General features: G+C 68.8%; 17 protein-coding genes. 7 read left to right on the plus strand and 10 right to left on the minus strand.

Going from position 1 to position 16,904, the window contains the following annotated elements:
• Window position 1: 1 nt before the first annotated feature.
• From ACXJLU_RS11640 to ACXJLU_RS11650, 3 genes are read right to left on the minus strand one after another with little or no spacing between them, the layout of a single operon-like run.
• On the minus strand, window positions 2-1,516 hold the full coding sequence (locus tag ACXJLU_RS11640) for a UxaA family hydrolase (RefSeq protein ID WP_457330976.1): 1,515 nt from the start codon (window positions 1,514-1,516) through the stop codon (window positions 2-4).
• Between the two features lie 31 nt (window positions 1,517-1,547).
• A complete protein-coding gene (locus ACXJLU_RS11645; protein ID WP_457330978.1) occupies window positions 1,548-2,411 on the minus strand; it encodes a fumarylacetoacetate hydrolase family protein in 864 nt (287 codons plus the stop codon).
• A gap of 22 nt (window positions 2,412-2,433) precedes the next feature.
• Entirely contained in the window at window positions 2,434-3,201 is a 768-nt protein-coding gene (locus tag ACXJLU_RS11650) for an SDR family oxidoreductase (RefSeq protein WP_457330980.1), read from the minus strand.
• Window positions 3,202-3,387: 186 nt separating this feature from the next.
• On the opposite strand from ACXJLU_RS11650, the gene ACXJLU_RS11655 reads away from it, so the two are divergent.
• The 5 genes from ACXJLU_RS11655 (at window position 3,388) to ACXJLU_RS11675 (ending at window position 7,493) form a co-directional block, all read left to right on the plus strand.
• Window positions 3,388-5,061: a long-chain-fatty-acid--CoA ligase gene (locus tag ACXJLU_RS11655; RefSeq protein WP_457330982.1), complete on the plus strand. Its 1,674-nt coding sequence runs from the start codon at window positions 3,388-3,390 to the stop codon at window positions 5,059-5,061.
• Between the two features lie 91 nt (window positions 5,062-5,152).
• Complete coding sequence (locus tag ACXJLU_RS11660; protein ID WP_457330984.1) at window positions 5,153-5,665, plus strand: hypothetical protein; 513 nt, start codon at window positions 5,153-5,155, stop codon at window positions 5,663-5,665.
• 40 nt (window positions 5,666-5,705) lie between these two features.
• Window positions 5,706-6,215, plus strand: a complete 510-nt coding sequence (locus ACXJLU_RS11665; protein WP_457330986.1) for a hypothetical protein — start codon at window positions 5,706-5,708, stop codon at window positions 6,213-6,215.
• A gap of 27 nt (window positions 6,216-6,242) precedes the next feature.
• Window positions 6,243-6,977, plus strand: a complete 735-nt coding sequence (locus ACXJLU_RS11670; protein WP_457330988.1) for a 16S rRNA (uracil(1498)-N(3))-methyltransferase — start codon at window positions 6,243-6,245, stop codon at window positions 6,975-6,977.
• A gap of 81 nt (window positions 6,978-7,058) precedes the next feature.
• Window positions 7,059-7,493 (plus strand): YidB family protein, encoded by a 435-nt coding sequence (locus tag ACXJLU_RS11675; RefSeq protein ID WP_457330990.1) that lies wholly within the window; start codon window positions 7,059-7,061, stop codon window positions 7,491-7,493.
• 10 nt (window positions 7,494-7,503) lie between these two features.
• On the opposite strand, the gene ACXJLU_RS11680 is transcribed toward ACXJLU_RS11675, so the two are convergent.
• From ACXJLU_RS11680 to argS, 7 genes are all read right to left on the minus strand, one after another.
• Window positions 7,504-8,748, minus strand: a complete 1,245-nt coding sequence (locus tag ACXJLU_RS11680; RefSeq protein WP_457330992.1) for a THUMP domain-containing class I SAM-dependent RNA methyltransferase — start codon at window positions 8,746-8,748, stop codon at window positions 7,504-7,506.
• A gap of 12 nt (window positions 8,749-8,760) precedes the next feature.
• Complete coding sequence (locus ACXJLU_RS11685) at window positions 8,761-10,290, minus strand: RNA polymerase factor sigma-54 (protein ID WP_457330994.1); 1,530 nt, start codon at window positions 10,288-10,290, stop codon at window positions 8,761-8,763.
• Window positions 10,291-10,300: 10 nt separating this feature from the next.
• Window positions 10,301-11,053 carry an LPS export ABC transporter ATP-binding protein gene (gene lptB, locus ACXJLU_RS11690; protein ID WP_073465116.1) on the minus strand — a complete coding sequence of 251 codons (753 nt, stop codon included), beginning with the start codon at window positions 11,051-11,053 and terminating at the stop codon, window positions 10,301-10,303.
• A 32-nt stretch (window positions 11,054-11,085) separates the two neighbouring features.
• Window positions 11,086-11,709 carry a lipopolysaccharide transport periplasmic protein LptA gene (gene lptA, locus ACXJLU_RS11695; protein WP_457330996.1) on the minus strand — a complete coding sequence of 208 codons (624 nt, stop codon included), beginning with the start codon at window positions 11,707-11,709 and terminating at the stop codon, window positions 11,086-11,088.
• An 88-nt stretch (window positions 11,710-11,797) separates the two neighbouring features.
• Window positions 11,798-12,469: a thiol:disulfide interchange protein DsbA/DsbL gene (locus ACXJLU_RS11700; RefSeq protein WP_457330998.1), complete on the minus strand. Its 672-nt coding sequence runs from the start codon at window positions 12,467-12,469 to the stop codon at window positions 11,798-11,800.
• Between the two features lie 79 nt (window positions 12,470-12,548).
• Entirely contained in the window at window positions 12,549-13,220 is a 672-nt protein-coding gene (locus tag ACXJLU_RS11705) for an SPOR domain-containing protein (protein ID WP_457331000.1), read from the minus strand.
• Between the two features lie 10 nt (window positions 13,221-13,230).
• Window positions 13,231-14,919: an arginine--tRNA ligase gene (gene argS, locus ACXJLU_RS11710; RefSeq protein WP_457331002.1), complete on the minus strand. Its 1,689-nt coding sequence runs from the start codon at window positions 14,917-14,919 to the stop codon at window positions 13,231-13,233.
• Window positions 14,920-15,106: 187 nt separating this feature from the next.
• Here argS and ACXJLU_RS11715 point away from each other — a divergent pair, with 187 nt between their 5' ends.
• Complete coding sequence (locus tag ACXJLU_RS11715; RefSeq protein WP_083614061.1) at window positions 15,107-16,468, plus strand: serine/threonine-protein kinase; 1,362 nt, start codon at window positions 15,107-15,109, stop codon at window positions 16,466-16,468.
• Window positions 16,469-16,610: 142 nt separating this feature from the next.
• Window positions 16,611-16,904 carry a hypothetical protein gene (locus ACXJLU_RS11720; RefSeq protein ID WP_073465112.1) on the plus strand — a complete coding sequence of 98 codons (294 nt, stop codon included), beginning with the start codon at window positions 16,611-16,613 and terminating at the stop codon, window positions 16,902-16,904.

Consider the following 16,904-nt stretch of genomic DNA (forward strand, 5'->3'; position numbering starts at 1 on the left):
TCTACATCACGGCGCCGAACTGCCACGGCACGAACTCGTTCTGGCCGTAGCCGTGGCGTTCGCTCTTGGTCAGCTCGCCCGACGCGGTCGCCAGCATCTGCTGGAAGATCGCCTCGCCCAACTCGGAGATGGTCGCGGTGCCATCGACCACGCTGCCGCAGTTGATGTCGATGTCGTCCTGCTGGCGCAGCCACAGCGCGGTGTTGGTCGACAGCTTCAGCGACGGTGACGGCGCGCAGCCATAGGCCGAGCCGCGGCCGGTCGTGAAGCAGATCAGGTTGGCGCCGCCGGCGACCTGGCCGGTCGCGCTGACCGGGTCGTAGCCGGGCGTGTCCATGAAGACGAGGCCGTGCGCGGTGACCGGCTCGGCGTACTCGCACACGTCGACCAGGTTGGTGGTGCCGCTCTTCGCGATCGCGCCCAGCGATTTCTCGAGGATGGTCGTCAGTCCGCCGGCCTTGTTGCCGGCCGACGGGTTGTTGTCCATCTCGGCATGGTTGCGCGCGCAGTGGTCTTCCCACCAGCGCAGCCGCGCGAGCAGCTTGTCGGCGACCGCGGGCGACACGGCGCGCCGCGTCAGCAGGTGCTCGCCGCCGTAGATCTCGGGCGTCTCCGACAGGATCGCGGTGCCGCCGTGGCGCACCAGCAGGTCGACCGCCGCGCCGAGCGCCGGGTTCGCGCTGATGCCGGAGTAGCCGTCGGAGCCGCCGCACTGCAGCCCGACGCACAGGTGGCTCGCGCTGACCGGCTGGCGCCGCGTGCGGTTCGCTTCCGGCAGCATCTCGTGGATCAAGGCGATGCCGCGCGCCACCGCCTTCGCGGTGCCGCCGGCGTCCTGGATGTTGTAGCTGTGCAGCCGCGGGCCGTCGGCCAGCCCGATGCCGGCGATCTGGTTGGTCTCGCAGCCCAGGCCCACCATCAGCAGCGCGGCGAAGTTCGGGTGCCGCGCATAGCCGGCCAGCGTGCGGCGCAGCACCTGCAGCGGCTCGCCTTCGCTGTCGGTCGCGCAGCCGGCGCCGTGCGTCAGCGCGACCACGCCGTCGACGTTCGGGAACGCGGCGAGCGCCTCGGGGTGGATGTCGCGGCGGAAGTGGTCGGCGATCGCGCGGGCGACGGTCGCCGAGCAGTTCACCGAGGTCAGGATGCCGAGGTAGTTGCGCGTCGCGACCCGGCCGTCGGCGCGCACGATGCCCTGGAAGGTGGCCGGGGTTGCGACGAAGGCCGTCGGATGCGCGTCGACGCCGACGGCAGGGTCGCGCTCGAAGCTCGAGAACTCCAGGTTGTGCGTGTGCACATGCTGGCCGGCCGCGATCGGCTGGCGTGCGATGCCGATCACCTGGTTGTAGCGCCGCACCGGCGCACCGGCCGCGATGTCGCGCACCGCGAGCTTGTGGCCGGGCGGGATCAGGCCGCTGACGGTGACGCCTTCGGATTCGATGCGGGTGCCCGACACCAGCTGCCGCCGCGCGATGACGACGTCATCGGCGGGGTGGATGCGGATGGTGGGGGCAGTCATGTCCGTAGCCCGGATGCCAATCCGGGATGCATCAGCCGTCGATCAACTCCGGATTCCACGCGTGCACCTTCTGCTGCTGCTCGCCCAGGCCCTGGATGCCCAGCTTGATCGAATCGCCCGGCTTCAGGTACAGCTGCGGCTTCTGCCCCATGCCGACGCCGGGCGGCGTGCCGGTGCTGATCAGGTCGCCCGGGTTCAGCGTCATGAAGCGGCTCACGTAGCTGACCAGGTGCGCCACGTTGAACACCATCGTCTTCGTGTTGCCGTTCTGGAAACGCTTGCCGTTGACCTCGAGCCACATCGACAAATTCTGCGGATCGGGCACCTCGTCCTTCGTGACCAGCCACGGGCCGACCGGGCCGAAGGTGTCGCAGCCCTTGCCCTTGTCCCAGGTGCCGCCGCGCTCCAGCTGGTATTCGCGCTCCGACAGGTCGTTGACGACGCAGAAACCGGCCACGTGGTCCAGCGCCTCGGCCTCGGACACGTAGCGCGCCGTGCTGCCGATCACGACCCCCAGCTCGACCTCCCAGTCGCTCTTCAGCGAATTCTTCGGCAGCACCACCGCATCGTTGCAACCGATCACCGCGCTGATCGCCTTCATGAAGATCACCGGCTCGGCCGGCACCGGCTGGCCCGATTCGGCGGCATGGTCGGCGTAGTTCAGGCCGATGCAGATGAACTTGCCGAGGCCGGCCCACGGCGGCGCGATGCGGCCGGGGGTCTCGACCAGCGGCAGCGTCGACGGGTTCAGCTCGTGCAGCCGCTTCAGCCCGTGCGGCGACAAGGTCGACGCGTTGATGTCGGCGAGCACGCCGGACAGGTCGCGCACCTGGCCGTCGGCATCGATCAGTGCGGGTTGCTCGGAGCCCTTCGGGCCATGGCGCATCAGTTTCATGGACTTCTCTTTCAGTGCTGCTTCAGTTGGACCAGCCGCCGTCGATGACCTGGGCGGTGCCGGTGGTGAATCCGGACTCGTCGGACGCAAGATACACCGCCAGCGCGGCGATCTCGGCGGTGCTGCCGATGCGGCCGATCGGCTGCCGCGCGACGAAGGCGGCCTCGACCTGCGCGACCGTCTGGCCACCCGCTGCAGCTTGCGCCTCGATGCGCTGGCGCAGCGACGGCGATTCGATGGTGCCGGGGCAGATCGCGTTGCAGCGGATGCCCTTCGCGACGAAGTCCGCCGCGACCGACTTGGTCAGCCCGATCACCGCCGCCTTGGTTGTGCCGTAGACGAAGCGGTTCGGCGCGCCCTTGATGCTGCCGGCCACCGAGGCCATGTTGATGATCGAGCCGCCGCCGGCTGCCAGCATCGCCGGCAGCGCCGCGCGGATCGTGCGGTACATCGAGCGCACGTTCAGGTCGAACGAGAAATCCCAGGCCGCGTCGTCGCATTCGAGGATGGTGCCCGCGTGCACGAAGCCGGCCCCGTTGAAGAGCACCTGCAGCGACCCGAGCCCCGCCACCAGCGACTGCACCGCCGCGCCGTCGCGCACGTCGAGGTGGTGCACGGTGATGCCGGGGATGCGCGACAGCTCGGCCAGCGCCGCGTCGTTGATGTCGGTCGCGATCACGCGCGCGCCCTCGCGCGCGAAGGCCTCCGCGGTGGCGCGGCCGATGCCCTGGCCGGCGGCAGTCACGAGGGCGGCCTTGCCGGCCAGCCGTGGGTTCGTCGAAAGGGTCATGGAGGTTTTCCCGTGGGCCACAATGATTGGTCTGGTGGTCTGACCAATTCGCTGAAAGCGTACGGGAAGCCTCCAGGAGCGTCAATCGTGTCGCACCCCAACTCCTGCCGCCCTTCAGGTGAAACACCTTAGGGGGCAGGGAGGGACCATGGGACAGAATCGCCCGTTCGTTTCCGGAGACCCCAGATGGATAAGACTTGGCTCAAGCAGTACCCCAGCGGGGTGCCGGAGCAGATCGATGTCGAGCAGTACACGTCGCTCACCGCGTTGATCGACGAAAGCCTGAAGAAGTACGCCGACCTGCCGGCCTACAAGTTCATGGGCAAGGTCTTCACGTTCCGCCAGGTCGACGACGCGTCGCGCGCGTTCGCGGCCTACCTGCAGTCGCTCGGGCTCGAGAAGGGCGACCGCGTCGCGATCATGATGCCCAACGTGCCGCAGTACCCGATCGCGGTCGCCGGCATCCTGCGCGCCGGCATGGTGGTGGTCAACGTCAACCCGCTGTACACGCCGCGCGAGCTGGAGCACCAGCTGAAGGACTCCGGCTCGAAGGCGATCCTGATCATCGAGAACTTCGCCGCGACGCTGCAGGCCTGCCTGGCCGCGGTGCCGAGCAAGAAAATCATCCTCGCGACGATGGGCGACATGCTCGGCTTCCCGAAGGGGCTGATCGTCAACTACGTCGTGCGCAACGTGAAGAAGCTGGTGCCGGCCTTCGAGCTGCCCGGCGCGGTGCCGTTCAACGACGCCGTCTCCGCCGGCAAGCGCGCGAGCCTGAAGCCGCCCACGCTCAAGCTCGACGACATCGCGGTGCTCCAGTACACCGGCGGCACCACCGGCGTCAGCAAGGGCGCGGTGCTGCTGCACCGCAACCTGGTCGCCAACACGCTGCAGGCCGAGGCCTGGTACCAGCCGGCGATGCGCAAGGTGCCCGCCGGCACGCAGATCATGTCGGTGTGCGCGCTGCCGCTGTACCACATCTTCGGCTTCACCTCGAACATGATGCTGTCGATGCGCACCGGCGGCTGCAACCTGCTGATCCCGAACCCGCGCGACATCCCGGGCGTGTTCAAGGAGCTGGCCAAGCAGCCCTTCCACAGCCTGCCGGCGGTCAACACGCTGTTCAACGCGATGGCCAACCACGCGCTGTTCAACACCGTCGACTGGAGCCACCTGAAGATCTCGGTCGGCGGCGGCATGGCGGTGCAGCAGGCCACGGCCAAGCTGTGGCTCGAGAAGACCGGCTGTCCGATCTGCGAAGGCTACGGCCTGTCGGAGACCTCGCCGTCGGCCACCTGCAACCCGACCGACAGCACCGCCTACACCGGCACCATCGGGCTGCCGCTGCCGTCGACCGAGCTGGCGCTGCTCGACGACGACGGCCGCGAGGTGCCGCTGGGCACGCCGGGCGAGATCGCGATCCGCGGCCCGCAGGTGATGGCCGGCTACTGGCAGCGCCCCGACGAGACCGCGAAGGTGATGACGGCCGACGGCTTCTTCCGCACCGGCGACATCGGCACCGTCGACGGCAACGGCTACTTCAAGATCGTCGACCGCAAGAAGGACATGATCCTGGTGAGCGGCTTCAACGTCTACCCGAACGAGGTCGAGGACGTGGTCACGCAGATGCCCGGCGTGCTCGAGTGCGCCGCGATCGGCGTGCCCGACGCGAAGGCGGGCGAGGCGGTGAAGCTCGTGATCGTGCGCAAGAACCCTGCGCTGACCGAGGCCGAGGTGCGCGCGTACTGCGAGGCCAACATGACCGGCTACAAGCGGCCGAAGGTGGTGGAGTTCCGCACCGAGCTGCCGAAGAGCCCGGTCGGCAAGATCCTGCGGCGCGAGCTGCGAGACAAGACCTGACGGTGCAGTGGATGAGCGCCCCGGCGAGGGCGCCATGCTGATAAATTCGGGCCGCGGCTGACCGGCCGCGCCGCGCCCTGGGAGAGCTCTGGTGATCTGGACCAAAACTGACGCGGGACGCATCGAGATGACCGCCCGCACGCGGGTGAAGGAAAGAGCGCAGCGCAACCTGCTGCTGCTGATCGACGGTGCGAAGTCCGAGGAGATGCTGCTGGCCAACGTCACCGGCGTGACGATCGAGGATTTCCGCGCGCTCGAGGCGATGGGCCTGATCGCCCAGGTGTCGGGCAGCGGCAGTTCGCGGCTGAACACCCCGCCGGCAGCGGCTCCCTCTGCCGGTTCCGCCGCGCCGGCCGCGGCGGCAGGCGGTGTCGGCACCCCGGTCGACCCGGGCGAACTCGACTACGCGAAGTTCACCTCCACGCTGACGCAGATGATCTCCAGCGAACTCGGCTTGCGCGGCTTCACGCTGACGCTCGCGGTCGAGAAGGCCAGCACGATCGAGGAACTGCGCGACGTGGCCGACCGCACGATCGAGCAGATCCGCTCGCGCAAGGGCGAGCCGGCGGCGCACAAGGCGCGCCGCATGCTGTACGGCGGCTGAGCTGGCGCAAGGTCCCGCGCGCCCGTTGTGGCGCAGGTTGATGCGGCTGCCGTGGCGGCTGCTGCGCGGTGTGCTGCTGGTGCTGGCGGCCGCCGTGCTGTTCATCGAGGAGTGGGGCTGGCGCCCGCTGACGGCCTTCGTCGCGCGGCTCGCCACCTGGCCCCCGCTCGCGCGCCTCGAAGCGCGGGTGCGCGAGGCACCGCCGCGCATCGCGTTGCTGCTGTTCCTGCTGCCGGCGGTCGCGCTGTTCCCGATCAAGCTGCTCGCGCTGTGGATCATCCACCTCGGCCATGCGCTGCTCGGCATCACGGTGATCGTCGTGGCCAAGCTGCTCGGCACCGCGATCGTCGGGCGGCTGTTCGTCCTGACCGAGTCGCAGCTGATGCGCTTCGCGTGGTTCGCGCGCGCGCTGATGTGGTGGCGCGCGACCAAGCAGCGCGTGATGGACGCGCTGCGCCGCTCGGCCGCATGGCGTGCCGCGCGCCGGCTGAAAACGCGCTGGCGGGCCTGGCGCCGGCGCTTCCGCGGGCTCGACGAGCAAGACAGCTGAGGCCTCGGGCTGAGGCAAACTCGCGGCATGCCGCCCCGTTTCCATGTGGCCGAGCCGATGCAGGCCGGTCTTGAATTGAGCCTCCCTCCCGGCGCCGCGCGCCATGTGCAGGTGCTGCGCCTGCAGCCCGGCGATCCGCTGACGCTGTTCAACGGCGAGGGCGGCGAGTGGCAGGCCGAGGTCGTCCGGATGGGCCGCAGCGAGGTCGGCGTGCGGCTGAACGCTCATGTCGCGATCGACCGCGAGCTGGCGATCCAGGTGACGCTCGCGCTCGGCATGCCGGCCAACGAGCGCATGGATGCGCTGGTCGAGAAGGCGACCGAGCTCGGCGTCGCCGCCATCCAGCCGCTGATGACCGAGCGCTCGGTGCTGCGCCTGAGCGGCGAGCGGGCCGACAAGAAGCAGGCGCATTGGCAGGGCGTCGCGGCCGCGGCCAGCGAGCAGTGCGGGCGCACGCGCGTGCCGGTGATCGCGCCGGTGCGCAGCCTTGCTGACTGGCTGCGCGGCCTGCCGCCCGCCGCGGGCCGCCGCTTCGTGCTGAGCCTGCGCACGCCCGAGCCGCTTGAGGCGCAACCCGGCGGCGCGCTGACCTTCCTGAGCGGCCCCGAGGGCGGACTCAGCGAGGCCGAAGAGGCGGCGGCCTCGGCCTGCGGCTTCGTGCCGGCGAGCCTCGGCCCGCGCGTGCTGCGGGCCGACACCGCGCCGCTCGCGGTGCTGGCACATCTTGGGCTCACAGGCCTCGGGCTGTCATCGGGCGCCTGAGGGGGCTTGAGCGCGGAGAGCGGTCTTGTGGTCGACACGGGAGGCGCCCACAATCGCCGCTCCCACTCCAAGGAGCACCTCATGGGACTGCTGGATTCCGTGGTCGGCATGGTGACCGGCCAGAGCGACCCGATGGGTCAAGGTGGCGGCAACCAGGCGGCGCTGATCGCCGCGGTGGTGTCGATGCTGAACGCGAACGGCTCGGGCGGCGGGCTCAATGACCTGATCGCGCGCTTCGAGCAGGGCGGGCTCGGCTCGGTGATCGGCTCGTGGGTGTCGACCGGGCACAACCTGCCGATCTCGGCCGAGCAGTTGCAGAGCGTGCTCGGCTCAGGCCAGCTCGGGCAGATCGCCGAGCAGCTCGGGCTGACGCATGGCGAGGCGGCCGCGCAGTTGTCGCAGGTGCTGCCGCAGGTGGTGGATCACCTGACGCCGAACGGGCAAGTGCCCGTGAGCGGTGACGCCGGCAGCATGGGCGACATCGGCAGCTTGATCGGCAGCTTGCTCAGACGCTGAGCCGCTGGGCTCAGCGCGCCGAGCCGGCCACCAGGTCGAAGCGGAACAGCCGGCACTCGATCGGCCCGTTCCACATCGGCGTGCGCTTCGATTCCTTCAGGCGCATCGCGCCGGGCAGCTTCATGTCCGGGCTCAGCACATAGGCCGTCCAGCCGCCGTCGTGCTGCGTGTACGCGCGCTTCCAATGAGCAGACAGGCGCGGGAAGAAGTCGTCGACCAGCGCCTTGTTGTCGCCGTCCTGGTCGTCGCGCGCCGGTGCCGATGCGCGCGCCTTGCCGGCCACCTCGATGCGCTCGCCGTACGGCGGGTTGATCATCAGCGTGCCGGGCAGCCCCGCCGGCAGCGCCGGTGCCGGCCGCTCCAGCGCATCGCCGCCGTTGAACTGGATCGCCTGCTCGACCCCCGCGCGCTGCGCATTGCGGCGCGCGAAATCGACCATCCGGAACGACACGTCGCTCGCATGGATGGGCACCGCGCTCGCGTGGATGCGCGACTGCGCATGGCTCTTCAGGCGCTGCCACTGCGCGCGCATCTCGGCATCGGCGAACGGCAGCAGGTGCTCGAACGCGAAGCGGCGCTTCAGCCCGGGCGCGATGCCGCAGGCGATCTGCGCGGCCTCGATCGCGATCGTGCCGGAGCCGCAGCACGGGTCGTGCAGCGCGCCACCTGCCTCGGGCGTGCCGCGCCAGCCGGCGGCGGCCAGCATCGCGGCGGCCAGCGTCTCCTTCAGCGGCGCGTCGCCCTTGTCCTCGCGCCAGCCGCGCTTGAAGAGCGGCTCGCCCGAGGTGTCGACGTACAGCGACGCACGCTCCTCGCCGACGTGCAGCAGCAGCGGCAGGTCGGGGTGGCGGGTGTCGACGCTCGGGCGCGTGCCGGTGGCCTCGCGCAGCTGGTCGCACACCGCATCCTTGATGCGCAGCGCGGCGAAGTTCAGGCTGCGCAGCGGGCTGCGGTGCGCGGTGGTATCGACGCGCAGCGTCTGCTCCGGCGTGATCCATTGCTGCCAGTCGACACCGCGTGCCAGCTCGTACAGATCGTGCTCGTCGCGGTACGGTCCTTCGGCCACCTCGGCCAGCACGCGCTGCGCGAGCCGGCATTCGAGGTTCAGCGTCATCACGTCGCTCGGGTCGCCGTCGAGCGCGACGCCGCCGCGACCGGCATGCACCTGCGCGGTCGGCAGGATGCGCAGCACCTCTTCTTCAAGAAACGCTTCGACGCCCGCGGCGCAGGGCAGGAACAAGGGCAGGGCGCACATCGGGAGTTCAGTTCAAAGGGATTTGCGAAGATTGGCCGGCGCGATCTTCAACGCTTCGCGGTACTTCGCGACCGTGCGCCGGGCCACCTGGATGCCCTGCTCTTCGAGCATGTGGCTCAGCTGGCTGTCCGACAGCGGCTTGATGGGGTCTTCGGCATGCACCAGCTGCTTGATCAGCGCCCGCACCGCGGTGCTCGACGCATTGCCGCCGGCCTCGGTGTTCAGCGACGAGCCGAAGAAGTACTTCAGCTCGAAGGTGCCGAACATCGTTGCCATGTACTTGGCCGTCGTCACCCGCGAGATGGTCGATTCGTGCAGGCCCAGCTCGTCGGCGATCTCGCGCAGCACCAGCGGCTTCATCGCGATCTCGCCGTGCGTGAAGAAGCTCTTCTGCCGCTCGACGATGGCCTGCGACACGCGCTGGATGGTGTCGAAGCGCTGCTGGATGTTCTTCATGAACCAGCGCGCTTCCTGCAGCCGCGAGCTCAGCGCGCTGCCGCCGCCGGCCCCGCGGCCCTGGCGGATCGCCTGCGCGTAGAGGTCGTTGATGCGCAGCTTGGGCATCACGTCGGGGTTCAGCACGACCTTCCAGTTGCGGCCGGACTTCTGCACGATCACGTCGGGCACGATGATGTTGGCCTCGGCGCGCGAGAACGGGCGGCCCGGCTTCGGCTCGAGCGCGACGATCAGCGTCTGCGCCTGCTTGATCAGCTCTTCGTCGGCACCGGTGGCCGCCATCAGCTTCTTCATGTCGCGCCGCGCCAGCAGATCGAGGTGCTGCTTGCAGATGATGATCGCGATCATCTGCGCCTCGCAGCGCTCCTGCGCGCGCAGCTGCAGCGTCAGGCATTCGCCGAGGTTGCGGGCGCCGACGCCCAGCGGCTCCATGTTCTGCAGCCACTTCATCGCGCACTGCAGGCGCTCGAGGATCTCTTCCTGCTGCTCGGGGTCGCTCGCCAGCTCGGCGGCGATCTCTTCCAGCGGGTCGGCGAGGTAGCCGTCGTCGTCGAGCGATTCGATCAGCACGGTGATCGCGGCAGCGTCCTCGGCGCTGACGCGCATGCCGAGCAGCTGCTCGCGCAGGTGCTCCTGCAGGCTCGGGGCCTGCGGGTTGCGGTCCTGGCCGTCGAAGTCATCGTCGGCATTGCTGCTGCCGCTGCCGGGCGCGCTCGGCGTCTCGCGGATGCCGTCGAAATCGTCGCGCTCGGTGCCGTTCTCCCAGTCCTCGCGCTCGGTCGCGCCGTACTCGGCACTGTCGATCCCGGCGGCCTCGTCAGGTGCGGTGTCGGCCGAGCTTTCGCTCGCGCTGCTGCTCTCGGTCTCGCGCTCGGCATTGCGCTCCGACACGGTCAGTCGTTCGACCATCGGCTCGGCCGCGCTGGCTTCTTCCAGCTCGGCTTCGAGGAAGGGGTTCTGCTCCAGCATCTGCTCGACTTCCTGGTGGAGTTCGAGCGTGGAGAGCTGCAGCAGCCGGATGGACTGCTGCAACTGCGGCGTCAAGGCCAGGTGCTGCGACAGGCGTACCTGAAGGGAGGGCTTCATTCGTCAGCCCCTACATGCGGAAGTGTTCGCCGAGGTAGACCTTTCGCACATCGGCGTTGTCGACGATCTCGGCCGGCGTGCCCTCGGTGAGAACGCGCCCCTCGCTGATGATGTACGCGCGATCGCAGATGCCCAGCGTTTCGCGCACGTTGTGGTCGGTGATCAGCACACCGATGCCACGGCTTTTCAGGAACCCGATGATGCGCTGGATCTCGATCACCGCGATCGGGTCGACGCCGGCGAACGGCTCGTCCAGCAGGATGAAGCGCGGCTGCGTGGCCAGCGCCCGGGCGATCTCGACGCGCCGGCGTTCGCCGCCCGACAGCGACGGCGCCGGGCTGTCGCGCAGCTTCTCGATGCTCAGGTCGTTCAGCAGGTTGCCGAGCAGCTTGTCGACGGTGGCCTTCGGCAGCTCCTTGCCGTCGGGGCCGCGCTGCAGCTCGAGCACCGCACGGATGTTTTCCTCGACCGTCAGCTTGCGGAAGATCGAGGCTTCCTGCGGCAGGTAGCTCAAGCCGAGGCGCGAGCGCTGGTGGATCGGCAGGCGCTCGACGCGCTGGCCGTCGATCAGGATCTGGCCGTCATCGGCGCGCACCAGGCCGACGATCATGTAGAAGCTGGTGGTCTTGCCGGCGCCGTTCGGACCGAGCAGCCCGACGACTTCGCCGCTGCGTACCGACAAGCGCACGTCCTTGACCACCTTGCGGGCGCCGTAGGTCTTCTGCAGGCCGATGGCTTCGAGCCGGCTGGCATCGGACGGCATCGCGGATGCCGCGGAGGAGACCGGGACTGCGCTCAACGGCGTGCTCCCGAGGCAGGTTGCGATGCCGCTTCGGCGGCGGCCGGCGTGCCTTCCTTCGGCGTGAACACGTAGCGCACGCGGCCGGTCGGGTTGCTCGGGGTCACCGCGGCGCTGCCGCCGGCGACGGTGAACAGCTCGGCCGTGCCGTCGTAGGTGATCAGCGCGCCGGTCACCTCGTCGGCCACCGCGGTGCCGCGCAGCCGGCGCACCGAGGCCTTGTTGACGAAGCGGATGGTGTCGAGCTTGCTGTCGTACTCGAGGCGCTCGGCCTCGCCCTCGACGAATTCGTTCACGCCTTCGCGCTTCTGGCGGAAGCTGGCCGGCTGGGTCGGCGTGCCGACCGCGACGGCGGACTGGTAGCCGTCCGGGCTCTCGCGCACCTCGATGCGCGCCGCCTTGATCAGCATGGTCCCCTTGCTGACGACGACGTTGCCGTTGAAGACCACCAGCTGGTTGGCCAGGTCAACCTTGCCCGGCTGGTCGGATTCGACCTCCATCTTCTTCAGCCGGTCGGCCCGTTCGGCCCGGGCCGGCAGCACCGCCGCGAGCATGCAGGCGGCGGCGACAAGCGCCAGGCGACGCCGGGAGAAGAGGGAGGTGTAGGTAAGTGGGGTCATTGCGGCATGAAACTTGCAGGCCATTCTAGCCACAGTTTCATGCCATCGGGGTTACGAGATGAAGTCGGCGTTGCACCGACTTGGGGTCTCAAGCGCCGGTGCGCGACTTTTGAATGAGGAAGTCGGTGACCTGCAGCATGCGCTCGTTGGTACCGGCCAGCGAACCCGACGTGAAGTAGCGGCCGTTGATGCCCAGGGCCGGCACGCCGTCGAGCTTGTAGGCCTCGGCCAGCTTGGCAGCCTGCTTGGTCTTGGTCTGGGTCGAGAACGAGTTGTAGGCTTCCAGGAACTTGGCGCTGTCGATGCCGTTCTTGGCCATGAACGCGGCGATCTCGTCGGGCTTGTCCAGGCGGGCGTGCTCGTTGTGGATCGCGTAGAAGACCTTGCGGTGCATCGCCTCGACCTTGCCGAGCGACTCGAGCGCATAGAAGATCTTCTGGTGCGCGACGAAGGGCTCGTCACGGAAGGCGACCGGCACGCGGCGGAACACCACGTCGGCCGGCAGCTTCTTCTGCCAGGCGTCGAGCGCCGGCTCGAAGGCGTTGCAGTGCGGGCAGCCGTACCAGAAAAACTCCACCACCTCGATCTTGCCCGGCGTGGCGGGTGACACCGGCTGGCCGAACTTGATGTAGTTGGTGCCTTCGACCGGGGCGGCGCCTTGCGCCAGGGCGCCGGTGCTGGCCGAAAGAGCGAGGGTGCCCAGGCCGGCACCGCCCAGGCTTGCTCCGACCAGCTGTGCCGAGAAATCGCGACGGTTCATGTTCAGTTCCAAAGTGGGGTAGGGGTCAACGACGAGCGGTGGAGTCGGTGTCGGATGCGAAAGTTCAGGGCGGTTGTCTTTACTTTTGCACCCGGACCAACGCCGATTCCACACCCACGCCATCCAGTTTTTCCTTCGCCAGGTCGGCGTCTTCCTTCTTGTCGTAGGGGCCGAGGCGCACCCGGAACATCGTGCGCCCGGCCTGCTCACGCTCGGTGATCTTGGCCTGCAGACCCATCATCGCCAATTTGGCGCGCTGCTGCTCGGCATCCTCGACGCGGCCGAAAGCGCCAGCCTGGACGAAGTAGCTCAACGCATCGGAGCCGGGTTTGGTGGACGTGATCACCGGGGCCGGCGGGGTGGTGGCGGCCGGGACCGTCGTGCTGGCAGCCCGGCCCTCGAGGATGGCCGCCGGGTCGCGGCGCGAGGTGCCCGCGGCCGGCGTCGGCACGACCGGCGGTGCCCCCGTCGGGACGGACGGCGGGAAGGCCGGCACCGGTGCCGCGACCACGCCGCTGGCGGCCTGGCTGCCGGTGCGCACCGGTGTCTTGCCCGACAGCGAGCCGTTCGGGTCCCAGTTCTTGTTCTTCTCGGCCTCGGCCGCGTCCTGCTCGGCGGTGCGCTGCGGCACCTTGTTGATGAAGGGCACCGGCACCTTCGCGATGTACAGCGCGACGCCCAGCGCGAGCGCCAGGCCGATCAGCAGGCCGATGATCAGGCCCAGGACGAAACCGCCACGTTGGCTCTTCATGTTGTCTCCATTACATCCGGTCGGGAGCGGCCACGCCCAGCACCTGCAGCGCATTGCGCAGCACCTGGGCGGTGGCGGCCAGCAGCGCGAGGCGGGCGCGCGTCAGCGTGGCGTTGTCGGCGAGCAGGAAGCGCTCGGCCGCGTAGTAGCTGTGGAAGGCGCTGGCGACGTCGCGCAGGTAGAAGGTGACGTCGTGCGGCGCCAGGTCGACGGCTGCGTGGGTCAGCATGTCGGGGTACTCGGCCAGCTTCAGCAGCAGCGCCGCCTCGGTCGGTGCGGTCAGCAGCGACAGGTCGGCACCCTTCAGCGCGTCGAGGTCGCCGCCGTGCTCGGCCACCCAGTCGCGCAGCACCTTGCTGATGCGTGCATGGGCGTACTGGACGTAGAACACCGGGTTCTCGTCGTTCTGCTTCAGCGCCAGGTCAACGTCGAAGGTGAATTCGGTGTCGGCCTTGCGGCTGATCATGAAGAAGCGCACCGCATCGCGGCTGGTCCAGTCGATCAGGTCGCGCAGCGTCACGTAGCCGCCGGCGCGCTTGGAGATCTTCACCTCCTCGCCGCCGCGCATCACCGTGACCATCTTGTTCAGCACGTAGTCGGGGTAGCCGGCGGGAATGTTCTCGCCGACGCCCTGCAGCCCGGCGCGCACGCGCGCGATGGTGCCGTGGTGGTCGGTGCCCTGGATGTTGACCACCTTGGTGAAGCCGCGTTCCCACTTGTTGATGTGGTACGCCACGTCGGGCACGAAGTAGGTGTAGGTGCCGTCGGACTTTCGCATCACGCGGTCCTTGTCGTCACCGTAGTCGGTGCTGCGCAGCCACAGCGCGCCGCCTTCCTCGAAGGTCTTGCCGGCGGCCTTGAGCTTGGACACCGTCTGTTCCACGCGCCCGCTGCTGTACAGGCTGGACTCGAGGAAGTAGTTGTCGAAGCGCACACCGAAAGCCTGCAGGTCCAGGTCTTGTTCGTGCCGCAGGTAGGCCACCGCGAACTGGCGGATGCTGTCGAGGTCGTCGGGGTCGCCCGACGCGGTGAACTCGCGGTCGTCCGACTTGACGGTCTTCTTCGCGAGGAAGTCGGCCGCGATGTCGGCGATGTACTCGCCGTTGTAGGCCGGCTCCGGCCAGGCCGCGTCCCCGGGCTTCAGGCCCTTGATGCGGGCCTGCGTGGTGCTCGCCAGCGTCGCGATCTGCACGCCGGCGTCGTTGTAATAGAACTCGCGCGTGACCTGCCAGCCCTGCGTGTCGAGCAGGCTGCAGATCGCGTCGCCCAGCGCGGCCTGGCGGCCGTGCCCGACGTGCAGCGGGCCGGTCGGGTTGGCCGAGACGAACTCCACCATCACGCGCCGGTCGACCGGCGGCTGGTTGCCGAAGGCCGGACCGGCCGCCAGGATCTCGCCGATCACCGACTGCTTGGCAGCAGCCTTGAGCCGCAGGTTGATGAAGCCGGGGCCGGCGATCTCGAGCGCCTCGACGTGGCGCTGCACCGCGGGTTGCCGGTTCAGCGCGTCGATCAGCGCCTGGGCCAGTTCGCGGGGGTTCTTCTTCAGCGGCTTGGCCAGCTGCATCGCGAGCGTCACCGCGAAGTCGCCGTGCGACGCCTGCTTGGGCGATTCGAAGGCGATCGGCACGTTGCTGCCGGGGTGGACATCGGCAACCGCCGCGGCCAGCGCCTGCAGCAGTTCCTGTTTGGCTTGGATCATGGCAGCGATTCTAAGTGGGGCCCGTGGGTGGCTCCGGGGAAACCCGGCGGGGTGGACACAGCACACGGGTTCGGATTTGCACTCACTTTGGTGTTCAATTTGGCACACTGGGGTGCGGTGACGGTGCCAAGATGCGACTCTCGGCCTTCGGGCCCCTCGGCATCCCCGTGCCGACAATGCATCACCCATGAGTCTTCCGCTCGCCACCACCGAACCCAACGCCGTCTCGGGCCTGCCGCTGCCGGCCCAGGTCGGCAAGTACCCGGTGCTGCGCCGGCTCGGCGAAGGGGCCACCAGCGAGGTGTTCCTCGCGCGCGACGAATTCCACCAGCGCGACGTCGCGATCAAGCGGGTGCGCTGCGGCGCGGTCAACGACCCGACCGACGGCCGCTTCTTCGAGCGCTTCTTTGCGGCCGAGGCGGCCCTGGTCGGCCGGCTGCAGCACCCGAACGTGGTGCAGATCTTCGATGCGGTCGCCGACCCGAACGAGCCTTACCTCGTGATGGAGTACGTGTCGGGCCACACGCTGCGCCAGTACTGCCGGGCCGACCAGCTGCTGCCGCTGGAGCTGATCGTTGAAATCGGCTTCAAGTGCGCGATGGCGCTGGGCTACGTGTTCCGCCAGGGGCTGGTGCACCGCGACGTGAAGCCGGCCAACATCCTCGCGGTGATCACCAACGGCAGCATCACCGACGTGAAGGTCACCGACTTCGGCAGCGTGCTGAACATGACGGCCGAGACGACCCAGGTCTACCGGGTCGGCTCGTTGGCCTACATGGCGCCCGAGCAGCTCGACGGCGCCTCGCTCGACAGCCGGGCCGACATGTATTCGCTCGGCGCGGTGCTGTACCACCTGATCGCCGGGCGCCCGCCGTTCGACGCGCCGTCGCAGTCGGCGATGATGAACCAGGTCTACAACGCGTTGCCGATGCCGCCGAGCCAGTTGCGCTCGGGTGTCGGCGAAGGCGTCGATGCGGTCATCCTGCGGGCGCTGGCCAAGCGCCCCGATGACCGCTTCGCGACCTGGGACGAGTTCGCGCAGGCGCTGTCCGGGCTGATCGTCAACCACCAGGTGCCGCGCGGCCAGTTGCAGGGCGTGCTCGATTCGGAGCGCTTCAACCTGCTGCGCACGCTCGACTTCTTCTCCAACTTCGGCGACGTCGAGCTGTGGGAGGTGGTGCACCGCGCGAAATGGCAGCGCTACACCTTCGGCCATGCGCTGTACCGGCGCGGCGAGGAAACGCGCAACTTCCACATCATTGCGCAGGGCGAGGTCGAGGTGTTCCGCGAAGGCACGAAGGTCGCGCAGCTCGGCGCCGGCACCTCGGTGGGCGAGATGGTTTACCTCGCACCGAGCGCCGAACTGCGCCGCCACAGCACCGACGTGATCGTCACCGAATCTGCAACCACGATCACCTTCACGCCGGACACGCTGGCCCAGGTCAGCCCCGGCTGCCGCCACCTGTTCGACGAGGCCTTCATCCGCGTGCTGGTGCGCCGCCTGCACGCCGCGCACGAGGCCCTGGCCCACCCGCGCCGCATTCTCTGACCTGCGTAGTTACCCTCGCAGTCGTCGACATGTTGTGACATGAACGGACGCATGTTGACCCAGACTCACGCTTGATCACATTCGATCGAGGTGCTTCAATCCGGCCGGCGACGCACTGTTCGCCGCACCCCGGAGGAATCCCATGAAGAAACTGAGCACCCTGGTGGCCCTGGGCCTGATCGCGCTGTCGAACGTGGCGTTTGCGGCCGATGCGGCGACCTGCGAATCGAAGGCGACCGACAAGAAGCTGGCCGGCGCGGCCAAGAACAGCTTCATGAAGAAGTGCGAGCGCGAGGCCAAAGCCAGTGGCGCCGGCTCGGCCTGCGAGATGCAAGCCGCCGACAAGAAGCTGAAGGGCGCGGCGAAGAACAGCTTCGTCAAGAAGTGCACGAAGGACGCGTCGGCCCCGGCCGCCGCAGCGTCAGCCGCCAAGTAA

Source organism: Rhizobacter sp. P5_C2 (genome assembly GCF_054049715.1).